Annotated in this window: 15 protein-coding genes and 9 tRNA genes; all 24 read right to left on the bottom strand. The window is 54.4% G+C overall.

The features are described from left to right. Positions 1-22: 22 nt before the first annotated feature. The 24 genes from ACFO1S_RS13295 to ACFO1S_RS13180 all read right to left on the bottom strand — a co-directional run bounded on the left by ACFO1S_RS13295 (position 23) and on the right by ACFO1S_RS13180 (position 16,870). Positions 23-766 (bottom strand): alpha/beta hydrolase family protein, encoded by a 744-nt coding sequence (locus ACFO1S_RS13295; protein ID WP_204604876.1) that lies wholly within the window; start codon positions 764-766, stop codon positions 23-25. 202 nt (positions 767-968) lie between these two features. After that, positions 969-2,408, bottom strand: a complete 1,440-nt coding sequence (locus ACFO1S_RS13290; RefSeq protein ID WP_204604877.1) for an aldehyde dehydrogenase family protein — start codon at positions 2,406-2,408, stop codon at positions 969-971. Between the two features lie 68 nt (positions 2,409-2,476). Next, positions 2,477-2,803 (bottom strand): GRAM domain-containing protein, encoded by a 327-nt coding sequence (locus ACFO1S_RS13285; RefSeq protein ID WP_204604878.1) that lies wholly within the window; start codon positions 2,801-2,803, stop codon positions 2,477-2,479. A gap of 356 nt (positions 2,804-3,159) precedes the next feature. After that, on the bottom strand, positions 3,160-5,022 hold the full coding sequence (locus ACFO1S_RS13280; protein ID WP_204604880.1) for an SLC13 family permease: 1,863 nt from the start codon (positions 5,020-5,022) through the stop codon (positions 3,160-3,162). Positions 5,023-5,435: 413 nt separating this feature from the next. Further along, positions 5,436-5,648 (bottom strand): cold-shock protein, encoded by a 213-nt coding sequence (locus tag ACFO1S_RS13275; RefSeq protein WP_204604881.1) that lies wholly within the window; start codon positions 5,646-5,648, stop codon positions 5,436-5,438. A gap of 81 nt (positions 5,649-5,729) precedes the next feature. Continuing rightward, positions 5,730-5,930, bottom strand: coding sequence for a cold-shock protein (locus tag ACFO1S_RS13270; protein WP_185179800.1), 201 nt, complete (start codon positions 5,928-5,930; stop codon positions 5,730-5,732). A 338-nt stretch (positions 5,931-6,268) separates the two neighbouring features. After that, positions 6,269-7,495, bottom strand: a complete 1,227-nt coding sequence (locus ACFO1S_RS13265; protein ID WP_204604882.1) for an RtcB family protein — start codon at positions 7,493-7,495, stop codon at positions 6,269-6,271. Between the two features lie 450 nt (positions 7,496-7,945). Then, the gene (locus ACFO1S_RS13260) at positions 7,946-8,728 is read right to left on the bottom strand and encodes a nucleotidyltransferase domain-containing protein (protein ID WP_204604883.1); all 783 of its coding nucleotides are present in this window, start codon (positions 8,726-8,728) and stop codon (positions 7,946-7,948) included. Positions 8,729-9,001: 273 nt separating this feature from the next. Beyond that, positions 9,002-9,463: a DIP1984 family protein gene (locus ACFO1S_RS13255; RefSeq protein WP_204604884.1), complete on the bottom strand. Its 462-nt coding sequence runs from the start codon at positions 9,461-9,463 to the stop codon at positions 9,002-9,004. Between the two features lie 104 nt (positions 9,464-9,567). Further along, positions 9,568-11,061 carry a TROVE domain-containing protein gene (locus ACFO1S_RS13250; protein WP_204604885.1) on the bottom strand — a complete coding sequence of 498 codons (1,494 nt, stop codon included), beginning with the start codon at positions 11,059-11,061 and terminating at the stop codon, positions 9,568-9,570. Positions 11,062-11,396: 335 nt separating this feature from the next. Then, positions 11,397-11,461, bottom strand: a tRNA-OTHER gene (locus ACFO1S_RS13245). Between the two features lie 113 nt (positions 11,462-11,574). Continuing rightward, positions 11,575-12,159, bottom strand: a complete 585-nt coding sequence (locus tag ACFO1S_RS13240; RefSeq protein WP_204604886.1) for a ribonuclease H-like YkuK family protein — start codon at positions 12,157-12,159, stop codon at positions 11,575-11,577. Positions 12,160-12,209: 50 nt separating this feature from the next. Further along, a tRNA-Trp gene (locus tag ACFO1S_RS13235) sits at positions 12,210-12,284 on the bottom strand. 1 nt (position 12,285) lies between these two features. Beyond that, a tRNA-Asn gene (locus ACFO1S_RS13230) sits at positions 12,286-12,361 on the bottom strand. 6 nt (positions 12,362-12,367) lie between these two features. Then, positions 12,368-12,444: transfer RNA gene (locus ACFO1S_RS13225), tRNA-Glu, on the bottom strand. Between the two features lie 5 nt (positions 12,445-12,449). Next, a tRNA-Pro gene (locus ACFO1S_RS13220) sits at positions 12,450-12,527 on the bottom strand. Positions 12,528-12,530: 3 nt separating this feature from the next. Beyond that, a tRNA-Asp gene (locus ACFO1S_RS13215) sits at positions 12,531-12,604 on the bottom strand. Positions 12,605-12,608: 4 nt separating this feature from the next. After that, positions 12,609-12,685: transfer RNA gene (locus ACFO1S_RS13210), tRNA-Glu, on the bottom strand. Positions 12,686-12,767: 82 nt separating this feature from the next. Further along, positions 12,768-12,841: transfer RNA gene (locus ACFO1S_RS13205), tRNA-Gln, on the bottom strand. A gap of 5 nt (positions 12,842-12,846) precedes the next feature. Further along, positions 12,847-12,921 (bottom strand) — tRNA-His (locus tag ACFO1S_RS13200). 99 nt (positions 12,922-13,020) lie between these two features. Continuing rightward, entirely contained in the window at positions 13,021-13,155 is a 135-nt protein-coding gene (locus tag ACFO1S_RS13195; RefSeq protein ID WP_378126917.1) for a hypothetical protein, read from the bottom strand. Positions 13,156-13,307: 152 nt separating this feature from the next. Beyond that, positions 13,308-13,598, bottom strand: coding sequence for a hypothetical protein (locus ACFO1S_RS13190; RefSeq protein WP_204604887.1), 291 nt, complete (start codon positions 13,596-13,598; stop codon positions 13,308-13,310). Between the two features lie 354 nt (positions 13,599-13,952). Continuing rightward, positions 13,953-15,038 (bottom strand): hypothetical protein, encoded by a 1,086-nt coding sequence (locus tag ACFO1S_RS13185; RefSeq protein ID WP_204604888.1) that lies wholly within the window; start codon positions 15,036-15,038, stop codon positions 13,953-13,955. Continuing rightward, positions 15,035-16,870 (bottom strand): AAA family ATPase, encoded by a 1,836-nt coding sequence (locus ACFO1S_RS13180; RefSeq protein ID WP_204604889.1) that lies wholly within the window; start codon positions 16,868-16,870, stop codon positions 15,035-15,037. The genes ACFO1S_RS13185 and ACFO1S_RS13180 overlap by 4 nt, the downstream gene beginning before the upstream one ends. Positions 16,871-17,056: the final 186 nt, after the last annotated feature.

Genomic DNA, 17,056 nt, shown 5'->3' with positions numbered 1-17,056 from the left:
TCATTCAACCATGCCCGGACACCTATATGTCCCTGTTGATTTGCGTATGCTCCCGAATAAAATCCACGATCTCCTCCGGCTGCTCCAGACTGTGGGGATGATGCCCGATGCCTGGCTTGACGATCATCTTGAGGGCTCCGCCCAGCTTCCGGTATCGCTTCTCCAGAATCGCCGCATTCTCCGCTAGGGGAACGACGTCGTCAGAGTCGCCGGCTACGACAAGGATCGGAATGCGAGCTGCGGCCACGGCTTCCACCCGGTCCAGCGGCGACACTTTAGCTGTGCGCGCCTCGTCTTCCGTTAATCCGTACGCCGCCAAGCATTCCTGCCATTCGTTCTCTGCTCCGACGCCCTCGCCTAGGCCGCCGGGCCAGCTCTGGATGTCAAGCACAGGCGCATCAAGATATAAAAGCGAGACTCGCTCCGGATATGTCGCAGCGTAATTAAACGCATATAGCCCTCCCCTGCTAAAGCCGAAAAGAGCAGCCTTCTCCGCTAGGCCGAACAGTCTCGTCACGAAATCCTGAAATCCCTTCATCCCATCAATGGCAGCCGGACTCCCGTACATGTTGCTCAGGCCATAGTAGGCAAGTACGTATCCCTCCCGAAGCAAAGCTCTGTCCGCGTAGTCAAAGCAACCGAAAAACTCCGCCCGCCATATCCACGGCCTTCCCTCTGCAAATCCTTCGGGCAATACAAGGAAGCCTTCTCTTCCCTCCAGCTCGAATACGACCTGGTCATACCCTTCCCATCTCGTGATTTTCATGCGAGCTCCACTCTCTTTCCAGTTGGCAGACAATTAAGGATTTCCTTTAATTATATCAAAGATTGACAACGATGGCCTGAAGGCTGTGCTTCTAGCGATCTATCGCAGGTTGTTCTGCTGATCTGCTAACCGATCCGCGATTTCTTCGGCCTGCTGAATGGAGGTGAACGGGTCTGCCGTCAGATACTTACGGATATCCAGCTCAACCAAGATTGAAGGCGATTAGCTTCAACTGGGTCATCTCCTGCACCGCATATGCGACCCCTTCTGTACCCTTGCCGCTGTCCTTGACTCCGCCGTAAGGCATTTGGTCAACCCGGAAGGTCGGGATATCGTTGATGACGACGCCTCCCGCCTCCAACTGGCGCGCCGCCTTGAAGGCGCTGTTAAGGTCAGGCGTATACACGCCCGCCATCAGGCCATACCGGGAAGCATTCACCTCTCGGATCGCTTCGTCCAGATTCTCGAAGGAAGCCAGCACCGCGACCGGTCCGAAAACCTCCTCTGTCCACACCTTAGCGAACCGGGGAACGTCCCTCAGGACGGTAGGCTCATAGATCGAATTCCCTTGCTCCGTTGATCTTCGTCCGCCCGTTACGATGGAAGCTCCCGCTGCGACGGCTTCGTCGACCCAATCCGCGATCCGATTCGCCGCCTTGGCCGAGATCAGAGACGTAATGTCGGTATTCTCCTCTAGCGGCGAGCCGACGACAAGCCTGGAGGCTGCCGCCGCGAACAGCTCCGTAAAACGGGAATACAGCGAGGCGTGAACGAGAATCCGCTGCAACGAAATACACACCTGTCCGTTATAGCCGAACGCCCCGGCTACGCAACGGTCGATGATCGGCTCGATATCGGTTCCCTTATCCACAATCAGAGCCGCGTTGGAGCCAAGCTCCAGCGTCGTTCGGCGCAGGCCCGCCTGCCGCTGAATGATCTCGCCAACGGTATGGCTGCCGGTGAAGCTGACTTTTTTCACAAGGGGGTGAGCGGTCAGTATTTCGCCAAGCTCCGCTCCTGCGCCGGTGACAATATTCAGTACTCCGGATGGAAGACCGGCCTCGGAGAACATATCCGCAAGCGCCAGCGCGCTGAGCGGAGTTTGCTCCGCAGGCTTCAATACGATGGCGTTGCCTGCGGCCAAAGCCGGTCCGACCTTATGCGCCACCAGGTTAAAGGGGAAATTAAACGGCGTTATCGCGGTTACCACCCCAATCGGCGTACGGAGAGTGAAGCCCATTCTTCCTTGGCCGCCCTCGGCCGCGTCCATCGCCACCTGCTCTCCGGTTATGCTTTTCGCCGCTTCGGCGGCAAAGCGGTAGGTTTCAATCGTTCGGGCGATCTCCGCTCGGGCCGCCTTCAACGGTTTTGCCGCCTCCAGCGCCGCCAATGCCGCCAGCTCCTCTCTGCGCCGGTCGATGATGTCCGCAACGCGATATAGAATCTGGCTGCGACGGAACGCGGGCATTAAGCCGTATGCGGCGAATGCCTCATGAGCCGTTTCGATCGCAAGCTCGGCCTCCGCCGGAGAGGCTTGGGCAATCTGCGTCAGCGTCTCGCCGCTATACGGACTAGTTAACGGTTCATACCGTTTCGCCTGCCGCCACTCGCCGCCAATCCACAAATCGTATTGCTGCCGCATCTCTGCTCACCTCATCGCTTATATTTCGCTGGCGTCTATGCCGCTGGAATTGTCTCCGGTTATACGAGCTATCTCTTCGCTGTTGCATGGTTTCTTGCATTCCGGATCTGCTCTATCAGCTTCGTTCTGCCCCAAACGACAAACTTGTATTCCTTGCCGCTCGTCACACAGATTTTCATTCCGTTTGGCACCACAAACATCGTATTCCGCTTCTCGACCTTTACGATTTCTTGAAGATCGATTTCCAGTATTTTCGTCTGGATGTTCAAGCTATGGGGCCTGAAGATTACCCTTTCATTGGTCACATCCAGCCTGCCCCCTACGCCTTCAATTCCCCTGAACAAATTCGCGGCAGCATTTTGAAGTATATATTGCTCCGTTGGTCTTAGCTCCATAGCTTCCATCGCTCCTTTGGTCGTCCGCAGTTGTTCATCCCCGCTTGGCTAACTTATTTATCGTTTTAGCCTCGTTAGTCATCATTTGCCCCGCCGTCGTCGGTTTGTTCCCCGGATATCCGGACGCAGAAGAGCTTATTCGCCACCAAACTGCCGTTTTGTGCAGGCTGGCGGACAGAGGAGCCGTTATTGACTGTAAAGTTGTTCAATTCGCTATCAACATGGCCTAATAACGGATTCTCCGTCCGCTCCATACTGTCATAGCGCGTTCTGGCGAATATAGCGCCATCTGTGTCCGCTTCCTCTCCTCCCTCATCGACCCGACTAGGCCGCAGGATATAGCTCCCCATTCGCTTTTAGAATTGAAAGAACAAGGGCAGCACCGCTACCATCACGATGCCCATGACGATCTGCAGCGGAAGTCCCACCTTAATGTAATGGGAGAACCGGTAACGGCCCGCCGACATGACCAGCGCATTCGGCGGCGTCGAGAAGGGCGAGGCGAAGCACATGCTCGCCCCGACCGATACCGCAAACAGGAACGGGTACGGACTGACGCCGAGCTGAAGAGCGGCCGCCAAAGCAATCGGAGCCAGCAACACCGCACAGGCTGTATTGCTGATGAACAAGGTGAGAATCGACGTTGTGAAGTATACGCCCGCCAACAGGACCAGCGGCCCGTAGTCGCCCAGCAGGCTGACCATTCCTTCGGACAGCAGCGCTGCGGCTCCCGTCTTCTCGATGGCGATCGACATCGGGATCATGCCGCCGATCAGCACCACGCTCTCCCAGTTGATCGTCTTGTAGCCGTCCTCCATGCTTCGCACGCAGCGAAACACGATCATCAACACGGCCGCGATCATGACGGAGGCCACCGCTGGGATGAAATTCGTGATCAGCAGCAGCACCATCAGCAGCATAATGCCTGCGGCGATCGGCGCTTTGTTATCCATCGTCACCTTGCGGGACTCTTCAATCGGCTGACCGACAACGACGACATCGGGCTCATTGGCGAGCAGCGCGATATCCTTCCAGGCTCCTTGTACGAGCATCGCGTCGCCAAAGCGGATCTTTTCCTCCTTCAGATTGTGCAGCAAATACTGGTCCTTCCTGTGAATCCCGAGAATGTTGACGCGATACTTCTCCCGGAAGCCTGACTCCTTGATCAATCGGTGAATGAGCGAGGAGGTCGGCGTGAGCAGCACTTCGGCAATGCCCACATCCTCCGTGGCGTAACGCTCCGCGTTGGACGATTGCTTGTTCTCCGGAACCTGATGATCCAGCAGCGTCAAGTCAAAATCCTCCGCGAACGCCTGCACGCGTTCGAAGGGACCATGGACATACATAATATCTTCTTCCTGAATAACCGTGTTCGATCTGGCGACTTCCTGATTGATCGTTTTGAAAAATTGGTTCTTGGCCGAAATTTTCCGCCGGATTTCAATTACGTTCAAGGCATATCGCGAGGGGATCTCCAGCTCGTGCAAAGTCTTCGAATGAATCGGCGAAAGAGGACCTACTTGGACGCGGTACAGATTTTGCGCCAGCCGGTACTGTTGCGCCAGCTCCTGAATCGAGCGGCCATTGCACGGATTATCGTCGTCCTGCTCGTTCTTCGGCAGGAACCTGCGCAGGAAGAGCAGCGCCGCCACCCCGACGACAATACTGACGAGACCAATTGGCGTAAAGGTAAAAAAGGACACCCCCTCATAACCGGCCTCCTGAAGCACCTCCTGAATGACCAGATTGGGAGGAGTCCCGATTAACGTCAGCATACCGCCAAGACTGCTCGCAAAAGCAAGCGGCATGAGCAGCCGCCCCGGATTCGTCTTCGCGCTCATGGCCAAGCTTACGACAATGGGCATCATGACCGCGATCGTTCCCGTATTGCTGACGAATGCGCCAATGACGGCGGTAACGACCATAATCATGATGAGCATTCGAGTCTCGTTCGTCCCTGCCAGCTGCAGCATTTTGCTGCTGACCATCTTGGCCAGTCCAGTCTGGAAGATGCCCCCGCCCACGACAAACAAGCCCACCATCATAATGACAACGGAGTTCGAGAAGCCCGACAACGCCTCTGCAGGCGTTAAAATATCGAATAGCATAAGCACGATCAGCGCTCCGATGGCCACGAGATCCGAGCGCACTTTGCCCGATATGAACATGGCGGATGCCAGAGCCAATACGGTCAGAGTAATCATCATCGAACCGTTCAAGTATATCTCTCCCCTCTGCAGGTATTAGCCGTATTCAATCAATTCCAGCGATTAGGAGATAGGCTTATATTTTCAGAATAATAGATATCGCCTCTTGATGCACGAGGGAGATCGGCGGATATTCTTACAATTAAGCGACACTCTGCGCCGCGATGTCTATTTGTCCGGCCAGCGGCCGTGTACGATCCGTTCAGTACCGCATCCGCATCCTTATATTCCAGATAACGAATCCTGTCGACATGGATAGCTATACCATTAGTAGCACGTTCAGCGGGATTGCACAATGACAAATGATACATCCGGTCCCTGCCGCGCATCTTGAAGACCTGCGACTCGCAGCACAAAAAACGAAAATCCACACCCTCGGAGGGTATGGATTTTCGTTCTGTGGAATCGGTGTGCCCGAATCGATCCTAGAGCTTGCTCGAGTTGGGACTTGTATTGACGAGCGCGACCAGCATCTTCTCGCTTTTCACCATCTGGGACTGGCAGATCGGACATGCGGGATCTGAGGAAAAGGCGAAGTTGTCCCTCATCCATCCTTTACAGCTCTCATCCGAGCAAGACCATATTGTCGTGATTTCCTCAGGCAACTCTTCAACAGGTCTTTTCCGTGAAGAATACAAGAACATCCCTCTTCCTATCCTGGATTTGGTGTAGCGATAAAAAACGCCCCAAACGAAAGGTTCGGGGCACCGTATTCTTGACTACACTTTGACTACGTTCTCGGCCTGTGGACCGCGGTTGCCTTGCACGATGTTGAATTCCACGCGCTGGCCCTCGTCCAAGGATTTGTAGCCATCGCCTACAATCGCGCTGAAGTGTACGAATACGTCGTTTCCGCCTTCGACTTCAATGAAGCCGAAGCCCTTATCTGCATTAAACCATTTCACTGTACCGGATTCCATATTGTTTACCACCTTATAGGGTTTACATGAACATCTTATTTTATTAAAAAAATAAAAATTCACATATTGTACAGGGTTATCATGTCCTGAAACCATAACCCTCTACATTATGTGAATGAGATTCCTTTGTTCACTTTCTTCATTGTAACACTTCTATCCCGCAAAAGAAACGGTTTATGCACCTTTTCGAAAAATCTCGTCCTATCCTAAGCTCGACTGTATGGGCCAAAGCCACCACTACTCTTGGACAATATGGGAGTGTCAGGCAGAGAGGAGCCGGTACTTTTGCCATCACGACTCCCTATTAGTTGCAGCTTTGCAGCTAATGATTAGCAATCTTAATCCTTATAGGGATCGAATTCGTCCGCGCCCGCCATGCAGACGCCAATCGGCTTCAGCGTATGCAGCACCTCGATCGTCTCCGCGTGCGCGTCCAGCACCTCCTGCAGCTTGCGATAGACGAACGGACTTTCGTCGGTTCCGGCTCCACGCAGCTCCACATCGAAGTCGCGAACGGCTTGCTTCATTTGTTCGGAAGTGATCTGGCCTCCGCTGCGCTTGCGGGTTTTCCAGTTCATCTTGCCCGCGGCTTGCGTACGGCTCATGATCCGGCCCGCTCCATGTACGGTGCTGTAAAAGGAATCGCGGTTCTCGTCCGTATCCTTTCCTCTGACGATAACCGAGATGTCCCCCATGCTGCCGCCGATGAAGCCGAGCTGGCCCGGGGCGGAGGGCGTCGCGCCTTTGCGAACTACGATCGCCGTCTTGCCGCCATGGGTTTCCTTCCAGGCGTAATTATGGTGGTTGTGCACTTCAAAGTCGGCGCTCGCGCCCAGGAAAGACAGCACCTGATCGATCACGTAATCGCGCCCCGCGTAAGCATATCGTCCGGCCAGCTTCATCGCCCTGTAGTACAGGTCGCCGAGCTCGCTGTCCAGATCGAGCAGCACGGGAGGCTGATCCATTTTCTCTCCCGGAGCATTGGCAAGAAAGTCGCGCCCGGCCGCTAGGTTGAGAAAACCGCTCGCCGTCTTATGGCCGAAGCCGCGGCTTCCGAAATGATTGCCGATCCACAGGCGACCCGTCTCCGGCTCCTCGAACAGATCCACGTAATGGTTGCCGCTGCCGACCGTACCGAGCTGATCCCGAGCTAGTGACTTCAGCTTGTCATGCTCCTGCTTTCCGATCGCCGCGTATGCGGCCCAGTCGGGATCGTCGAACAGCTCGTGATCGACCTTCTCGCTGTTGACGCGTCCGACGCCGAAGGACACCTTTCTCGCAATTTGATCCATCACTGCGGGCAGAATCGGCTTGACGTCCGCCGCCAGCAGGTTTGTACGAACCGCTTTGTTGCCGCATCCGATGTCGTAGCCGACGCCCGAAGGCGAGATTTGCCCGTCATACGCGACAACGCCGCCGATCGGCTGGCTGTAGCCTTTGTGATGGTCGGCCATCAGCAGCGCTTGCACGACGTTCCCGTGTTCCGCGCAGGTTTTGGCTTGCGACAGCGCGCTTGGGTCGGGATTGCCCCATACTCTTACTCCATCTATCGTTTGGTAGGTCATTGTTATCTCTCCTTGTGAAGTGACTGCGCAGGTGCTCCTGACCGTAAGCTGACCTCGAAGAACAGGTGCGAGCGGTTGACCGTCGATGGCTGTTCAAGAGCAATGGTAAGCTGGTCCAACGCGCCGTAGTTTCGATTGGTAAAACTAATTGCGTCTCGGTTGGCCGTTCTGTGCGTCGTAGTTTGGATTGGTAAAACTAATTGCGTCTCGGTTGGCCGTTCAGTGCGTCGTAGTTTCGATTGGTAAAACTAAATGCGTCTCGGTTGGCCGTTCAGCGCGCCGTAGTTTCGATTGGTAAAACTAAATACGTCTCGGTTGGCTGTTCAGTGCGCCGTAGTTTCGATTGGTAAAACTAAATGTGCATCGGTGGCCGTTCAGCGCGACGTAGTTTCGATTGGTAAAACTAAATGTGCCTCGGTTGGCCGTTCAGCGCGCCTTAGTTTCGATTGGTCAAAGCCAGCTGTCCTGTAAGGTCGCGCGGAATAGATCGTCCAATCCTTCTCCTAATTGGGCATGAGCCGACGGCATCTCGAGCGCCGAGCTATCCAACTCCCGCAGTCTCTTCTCCAGATAATCGTTGATCGGGGCAAGCCTCGGCTCGATGTTCAGCTCGTCTCCCGCTTTTTTGCGCTTCAGCAGCTCCGCCACGGCTTCTCCCAATCGGCTCTCTCGCGGAATGAGCCTCTCTACGAGCGCATCGAACGCCATCGGCGGCATCTCGCCGTATCTTTCTATCCACTCACAGGCCAGCACGGGCCGCAGCACGTAAAAGTATTTCTTGATCCGCACCCGTTCCCCCTGCAGATACTCCCGATAGTTGCCGCGCGCCATGTTGAGATAGTGGTACATGCACGACTTCGGGGAAAAGACCAGGGGGGAAATTCGGCGAAGCCGTTCCGCGACTCCCGGTTTCTCGGCATAACGAATCGGCGATTGCAGCCATTCGAGCAGCGGAGGGTTCGACTTCCGGTACAGGTTCAACGCCTTGCACAAATCCCAGCCACTAATGTCCAGCTTGTCGCTAATCGGGCGCTCGATGACGTCCCTCTTCTCGAAGATGGACAAATACCACTCCGGCTTGCGGATATAGACGAATCTCACATCGTAGTCGCTATCCCGGGAAGGAAAGCCCCACGCCCGGCTGCCCGATTCGCACGCATACAAGATGCGGACCTGTTCCTCGCTCTCCAGACGCTCCAATTGTTCGGTTATCGCTTGACGCATGGCTTCCATATGGGATCACCTCTATGTATAACGAATCGTTCATTCAATGGCAACTTAAGGAGATTAGCCGCAATCCCCTTCCCCGCCCTCGTCTCTCCCGGCCAATCAGCGCGCGGTCGTCACATTAAGCCGTACGCGTTACTTCCATGCTTAGGCGCATTCTTGTTACATTCCTGGGCTCATTCATCATGGGATAGACATGGCCCCGCGTCTATTCAAGGAGGTCCAACTTGCCCGTTGGCGGGTTGCGCTCGCCTTCGCCTGGAGAGACTACCTGCGCGGCTAATCTTCGATCAGATCGGTGCGCCAGTTCAGCTCCTGAATCCGAAAATCGTACTCGCGATAGGCTTTGGACAATTCGTCCGCCTTTGCCTGAATCTGAACAACATCCACCGTCCGCTCGAACTTCACTTCGGAACGGCTGAAGCGATCCTGCTTGATCGAAGCTTGCTCAAGCACGTCGCCCAGCAGCTTGCGATGCTGCATCATTCGATCCCGCTCCGCCAGAGCGTCCGAGATACTCAGCCCCTCGACGAATGTCGTCATTGCGTTCGTTTGGTTGATTTGTCGAATCCACTTCGTCTGTTCGTCCAACGTATGCTCCAGCTCAGCGAGGAGAGTCTGCGGGTCCTCCGCAGGCGTCTCCCCCTCCTGGACCTTCACGACTCTTTCCAGTCGCTGTCTCAGCTGAGCGATTTTCTTCTGGGCATCGGCGCGCAGGACGAGCGCTTCCGCTAGTTTCATATCGATAGGTTCCCCTTTCTTCCGGTAAAGCCGGAGCTCGCAACGATCCATTCCTTTTCTCTATTGCACTCGGACTGTTCGTTGTCGCGTCTCCGGTTCACCCTTTATAAATCGAGCTTTGCAATCTGTTGCGCTATCGTGCCATAGCCCTTCGCCGTTTGCGCGATATAGCTCAGTACCGTGTCGCTCCAGCCGTAGACGTAATACGTGTTCGGGTCTTGCGGAGGCACCATGGCGCTCCGGTACGGCGAGATGTCGATGATGAACGCCTTGACTTGCGGGTTCACCTTGGCGCGATACTTCAACAGCGCCTCGTAGAACGGACTGCCGCTGTTTTGCTGCTCGTCGGTGATGATGACGATCTGGTCGACTTTACGGCGTTCGGCAAGCAGCATCCGAATCGGCGCTCCGGTATCCGTACCGCCGCAAGCCCGAATCCGGTCCGCCTGTGTCAGGATGCTGTCCCTCTGGGAAGGCCGGGCATCCTCGACCTCGGTATCGAACAGCCAGAACAAGGAGTTGCCTTGCGTCTTCTTGTACAGCGCCAGCGCGAACACCGAGCCGATCTGCAAATACTCGCCGTCCATCGAACCCGAGATATCCAGGAAGATCGCCGTGCGGTCCTCCAGATCGGGCAGGTTCGCGAACGTAAGCTCCACCGCGTCACGGAGCGCGTCACACAGCTCCGGGTGCTTCACCTGGCGGAAGGCCTTCGCGAACCGGAAAGGCAATATTTTCGCCTTGCGCAGCGCGGCCGGATCGGTCAGGCGGGCGATTGCGGCGTCGAGGTTACGACGCTCCTCGAATACGCCCTCGCGTTCCAGCGTACTCAGATGGCGAAGCAGCGCAAACGTCGGCATCTGGCCAAGCAAAGCTTCCCAGACCGCCTTCGTCGGCTTCACCGCGCCGGTGACGACTTCATGCGGCAGCTTGCCCGCTTCGATCCAATGGAGGCGTTCCGCTTCGGTCGCTGACCGCTTCAACTGCTCCAGCGCTTCTACCTGCGGAAGGAGAGACAGATTCGCCTCTTGGCCTCGCAAGTAACGAAACAGCGCTTGCTGCTTTAAATCGGCCGGCTTCGGGTGAGCCGTCGCGATCGCGTCGCCGAGGCTGTAGCCTCGACCTCGGCCGTTGTACTTGATTGCCCAGTACTCGGACACGCCTGTCAGGAACCGGTTGACCTGACGCTTCACCGCCCGGCCGCCTTCGCCTCTTCCCATTCCCTTCAGAATCGTCAGAAAGTCGGACAGGTCGGAAGGTATACGAACGACCTGCGGAAACGCCTTCGCGAACAGATCGGGGCGATACGCGGACAGAACCGCCAAGCCGAACAACGGCTGGAGCCGCATGTAGCCTTCGTTGCGGGCATAGACGAGCGCCTGCGCCATGAACTGCGGGCGGCTTTGCGCCATCTCGCGGTGTAGCTCCTCCGCCTCGGCCAGCAGCGTCTGTTGATCCGCGTAGAATATATTGCCGAATGTATTGGTCACTAGCGTCTGTACGTACTGCTCCTCGATGGAGCGGCTATAAGCCGGGTAACCTTCTCTATTGAGCGTCGTCGGCCGGATGGCCGAGAACAGCTTTTTAGCAAAGCTCATGTCGATAACCTCCTTAAAATAAGATCCGGCGAGGAAAGGGCGGAGAAGGCGAACTGCAGGACTCGAACCTGCCGTAAAGCCCAGATAAATCGATTGGTGTGCGCTAAGTGGCGAAGTAGCCCACTCCGGCGCCTCGCCGGATAGATGATATAGCTGTGTAGAGCGAAGAAAGGTTCGAGAAGGTCATGCGGAAGAGCCTATATGACTCGTTCCGCCCTGATCGTGGACGAAGTAGCCCTCTCGCGCGCCTCGCTCTTGCGAAGCCGATTGTGCGGCGGTTGAGGAAAAGTGCGGAAAGGCACATGCTGCTCTACCTACTGAGCTATCCCGCCCATCGGCGGGAGTTGGATTCGAACCAACGACAGGCCGATTAAAAGTCGAAGTAGCCCTTCCTGGCGCCTCAACCGCGCTCCGTTGCCGGCCGTGCTTGCGGCCGTTGTTTCATGCTCTTATCTTCGCTCATTTCCGACCGGTCGAACATGGCGGAAGTATGACGACGAGCATTTATTTGTTTCAAGTCGCGGCAGCGGCCGCTTGTCCCCGGTAAGGGGCTTTCGTATATCGGTTAGATATGGCGGAAGCCGCGATTGCTTCGGGTTTCACCCGAGCCGACAACCCCATCGCTTCGATCCGTCCGACCAGCTCCGTCACGAACGCCGAGGTTCGGTTGCGCTTGCCGTCCGTTCCCGCATCGATATCGATGAACAGCTTCAGGTCGGCGCCTTGGTAGACGTAGGGCAGGAGGATATCCTCAAGCTCCGCGCGTTTCGCCCCGTCGAAATACGAGGCGACCTCCTGGCTGAACGTCGTCTCCAGACTAAGCTTCTCCTGAAGCGAACGGATTTCGCGCGGGAGAATGACCTGCCGATAGCAGAACCACGCTCCTTTGCCCGGCCGGAAAACGACGACGGACGTCACGAATTTCGTGTGCCCGGCGTGTACCTGCGCATCCGTGCCCACCATGAGCTGGTAGGCGGCGCGCGGATCTGCCTGCATAAAGCTTCGGATTCGCGCGAACACGTCGTTCATCGTCAGCTCTTTTTCGGAAACATTGCGGAATGTCTTCTCGTAGATCGTAGGGATTTGTCTTCTCTGCATGAGTGTCACCTGTGACGCAAGGTCGGCTTCTTCCTTTCTATAGTCAAGTTTGGCAGGGGCAGCAGGAGTCGAACCTGCATGTGCGGTTTTGGAGACCGGCGTTCTTCCAATTGAACTATACCCCCATGGCAGGGTTGGCAGGGCTCGAACCTGCGACCGTCCGATTAACAGTCGGGCGCTCTACCTTCTGAGCTACAACCCTATAGGTTGGAGGCGTGGACGGGACTCGAACCCGCACATCCGGACGTGAAAGGCCCGTGTGTTTTTCCTTTTCACCACCACGCCGTGAGTGGTCGGAACGGCAGGATTCGAACCTGCGGCCTCTTGCTTCCAAGGCAAGCGCTCTAGCCAAGCTGAGCTACATCCCGATATGGCGGTCCCAAGGAGAATCGAACTCCTGCTTCCGCGCTGACAACGCGGCGTTCTTCCACTGAACGATGGGACCAAGATGGAGGCGTGGACGGGACTCGAACCCGCATATCCGGACGTGAAAGGCCCGTGTGTTTTTCCTTTTCACCACCACGCCGTGGAGGACAGGAGCGGGTGTACCCCGCCGATCTGTCGGCCGCCTAATCGCGGCAGCCTATCTGATAACGCCTATCCGTGAATGGATGCCCGGGCAGGATTCGAACCTGCGATCGATGAGTCAAAGTCATCTGCCTTGCCGCTTGGCCACCAGGCAATCGTTGGGGAGACCAACCAGATTCGAACTGGTACTAACGGAGTCACAAACCGCCGCGTTCGCCCTTTCGCCATGGTCTCCAAAATAAAAAGCTATCCGTTGCCGCCCTTCTCCCTGCCCCGCAGGAAAAGAAGGATTCGGAAACCGGATAGCCCGTTTCGCGCCGGGAGAAACTCCCGCTACAGGATGCTGCCGCGGCTCTGCCGGTGACCCGGCAGGCGCTGCCTTCCTCTCGCAAATCGGCAATCCGACGTCTCGATCTCGTGATCCTGCTGACGCCAATTTCGTTCGTACGGATATAGATTGTTTTTCATGAAACTCGCCTGCTTTCTGTTGTGGTTTTTTGCTGCGATATGTACTTTGTAGGGATCAAGCATAGACCTTTTCCGCCGAGCTTAAGTCAGTGGAATGAGTCTATGTCGGAGACGATTCAAGCGGAAGCGCAGATTTTGCGCCGTTCGAATCGTCAAAAAAAGACCCCTGTCGCCTTCGTCTTCTCCCCTGGTGGACATTGCCCCCATAGAAAAAGACTACCGGCCTCGGCAGTCTTTACAATCACGCTATGTATCCGATCGCCAGCGGAGTCGGGCTGTAGTCTTACAGCCGGAGAACCGCCAACGAATGGCTTGCGCTTGTAAAGAAGGCCTCTATGAAATGGAATGCAGGAAATGTGCGTATCCTCTTGCCGCTGTTCATTGAACTGTTCCTCGTAGACCGCCGGTTGGTTCTCCCAATCGAGTCGATTCATCTCGCTCATGCTCCTGCACTCCTTTCTCAACTAAAGATTTGTTGGTAATCCTAACATCTCATCTTTAACCATGTCAACCATTAATTTCATGAAGCTACGGAGGAAAATGTGTCGGAAAGGTTTTGAAGCACGCGTTCCGCCGCACTCTCATGCGATGGAAGCGGATTGGATTCGAACCAATTTACACCGCCGAAGTAACCCTTCCTGGCGCCTCTGCAACTGCGAATCCGCTGCCTTGCGGCCTCGGCTTCACAACCTGATTTTCGCCGATTATCGGGCTCGCGAACAGGGCGAAAGTATGGCAAAGCGTTAAAAATTCCCTATTTTCGATAATCGCACATGGCTCGCCGGGCTCCGGCAAGATTAAAACAGCAGCCCCGTTGGAATGTATTCTTCCCAAATATCGCGAGTCAGCTTCGCCAGTACGCGATTCCCGAAGTCGGCGGAACTGTGGTAATTGCCCGTCACCCATAGGAGCACCGAATCGCGGGTAGGGAAAATATCCGGAAACTCGTTAAGCATCATATCGACCCAGGCTTCGGAATAAAACTCTTTTTTCAACATGATCTCATGAGCATAGCTTTTGTGGGAATCGTAAAGCTCGGCGATTTTAAATACTTCAAGATTGCGTTCGATCCGCTCGCGGTTGCTAGAGCTGACCTTGCCATCCGCCTTGAAATCAAGCTTGAAATAATCGTGCTTCGTGTACCAATCCCGGATATAATCCGGAATCCCCCCGATCTGGGAAATCGGCTTCACAAACTGCAGCGTGAACCGGATATCCTCGCTGCATCTCCATCTCTCATAAGGACTCCAGTGGGTGTCCAGAACAAAATCCTTGTCCCCCTTCAGACTGGAATTGCAAACCGAACAAGAAGGGATCAGATTATACAAGGACAAGGAGAAGTAAGGATACATCGATTTGTTATAAAAGTGATCCAGCTGCGGCCGCGTCTTGCCCGTTCGCGTATCCAGACTTGTCGTATATTGACGATTGCAGTAGGGGCATACACTCACATTCAGCTCTTTGACTAGCGCATAAGCTCCCCAGTCCTTGGTTCCTCTAACGAAAGCCCCATAGTTGAAAATCCGCTCCAGCTTCGCCTTAAGCTTCGCTTCATCCGTGACTTTAGCCAATTGCGAGAGGGCATGCTTAGGCGGCCCGGCGTTAATCGAAGCTCGGTCCACGGCAGACAATTGTATTGTTTTCAGGCTGGCATAGAGTGCCGGATGGTCCGCCTCCGCTTTTTTTCTGATTCGCTCCAATTCCGCCGGCATCCCGGTAATCAGCAACGGCATTTCATCCATCAGGAGCTGCAGGAATGGCCTGTGACTTGCGATCGGCCAGCCGCTGACCGCCTGCTTCAGTTCGTTAAATCGATGCTTGGTGAAATAGTTCAAATGCTTGCTTTCCAGACGAGGAACATTCGGAGGCACGATCGAGATCATGTAGGACGCTCCATTTCCGTGATTCTGTAATGGAGAGCATTCAGCTCGTTCTCCATCCTGTCCATGCGCTCGTCCCGTAGAAACGTCATTTTCTCCCTGTACATCATCAATAGCTTGTTGCGAAGCACAGGCTCACCGATCATCTCTATGGTCTTCTTGACGCTCTCCCGATCGAGCTCAATGGAGGATCCTCTGACCAGACTTTCAATCAGCTCATTGATTTTGGTTTTGGCGAACTTGCCCATCATGCCGTCCTGCAAGAAAAAAGAGTGGGCATACAGCGCATGAATGTTGGAGGCAAAGGTTTTGTGGTGTTCCTCCAGTCCCTGCATAACCTCGGTCGATTCTCCGTTATACTTAAGGAAAATAACGTTGGACGTCGGCAGATCGGAAACGACAAACGGCGAGTTTGAGGTCATTACGATTTGAATCGTCTGCACCGGGCTGCGGCTGAACAAGGCGGGCAAAAAAACGACCAATTGATACAGCAATTCCTTCTGCCATTGCGGGTGAAAGTACAATTCTCCTTCGTCAATCAAAATAATGGCATGATTGCGCAGCTTTGGTCTCGCTTGATTAACGATGGAGAAAAACCTTGCGCACATGCTGAGAAAAGCCTTTTGCCCCGAGCTCATATCCTTCCAATCGAACTGAAAGAAATCCTTGGAGATAATGGAGCTGTAATAGGCCTCCATCAGCAGCCCGAGTACCTCCGAATCATTGCGTTCAATGCGGATGCGCTTCCTTTTCGTGACGGTAATCGTTTCTTTGCGATATTCCTCTTTCAATATGGAAACCAGATCCCGCTTCTTGCTTAATGAAATCTTCAAGGCCGACTTGTCGTCCAAATCGCCGACAAATTGCTGCAGACGTTCTAGAACCTCTGTGACAAGCGCAAATCCATCCGTTTCCCTGGGCCTATGTTCATAGAAGGGACGCAGATAAGGATCGATTCTCAGTTTGTTCAATACCCCACGTTCCCCCAGCTCCAGCAGAGTATTGACGATAAAATCGTAAAGGATGTCGTTCATATGGTTTCTAGGCATGATGCCGCGCAGTACCGCTAAAAAGTCGATCATTTCAGCCGAGAATTCCCCGTCCTCGACTTCGACCTCGGGGTAAAAAAGCTCCAAAGTGTCTGGTATTCTTCTCCTAAGATCGCTAGGCAGGACGTCCAATAGATCGCCGGCATTTTGTATAAAGTTAATTTGTCGGCGAATTTCCCGATTGCGATGGTGCTGAATCGCATGCCCATCGCCGTCCGGAGCATCCGCTTTCATCAAATAGTTGGTGGAAATGTTGATCAAGCGTTCCCTGGACACCTCTGTCATCCGGTAATCCGCCACGTTGGAGAAGAAAATGAACGAGGTCTGCTCCAGATTTCTGAACCCTTTGGGATAAAGCTTGTTTGTTTTATTATTATTGTAAGTTTGAGTGTAAAAAAATAGGTTGTCTCTCTCCGGTTCAAGGTCCAGCTTAATCGCTTCATGATGAACAACGAGGTAGCTGTATGGTTTAAGCTCAATCACAACCAGTGCCTTGCTCCTCAAGACACTGCGACCATATACTAGATCGTGCTTTAGAAAATCCAGAAAGCTTGTCTTCCCCGCGCCGTTCTCCCCCACAATCGCCGTAATTCCGGAGATTGTCGCCTTGATTTCGGGATTCCTCTGCTCGATCTGAAAAAAATCGGGCAGATAAGCCTCGTTCTTCGTGAAAACCAATTCTCCTTTCCTTGGGTTGTAGGAGAATTGATAGGCGCCGCCAAAGTTAAAGCCTTGCTTCTTGTATACGTTCTTATAGTTATCCAGCCACACGTAAGCAATATTCAAGCTAGCCACTCCTATCCTAAAGAGCCAAAAACCGCCCTGTCGCTTGCGCGAGTATGAGCGGTGCAGCGGTTTGCATAAACGATATAGTCGCCGAGCAAATGCTCTGCCGGGGGATGAAACAGCATTCTTTCTTCGGCAGTCATCTTTCAGCATGTCGTATCAGGTATGTTATTCGTCACCGCCCTA

This window comes from Cohnella boryungensis, from assembly GCF_042651945.1.
In the GTDB taxonomy this organism is placed as follows: domain Bacteria; phylum Bacillota; class Bacilli; order Paenibacillales; family Paenibacillaceae; genus Cohnella; species Cohnella boryungensis.
Note: the sequence above shows the minus strand (reverse complement) of the source record. Positions and strands in the feature narration are given on the sequence as shown.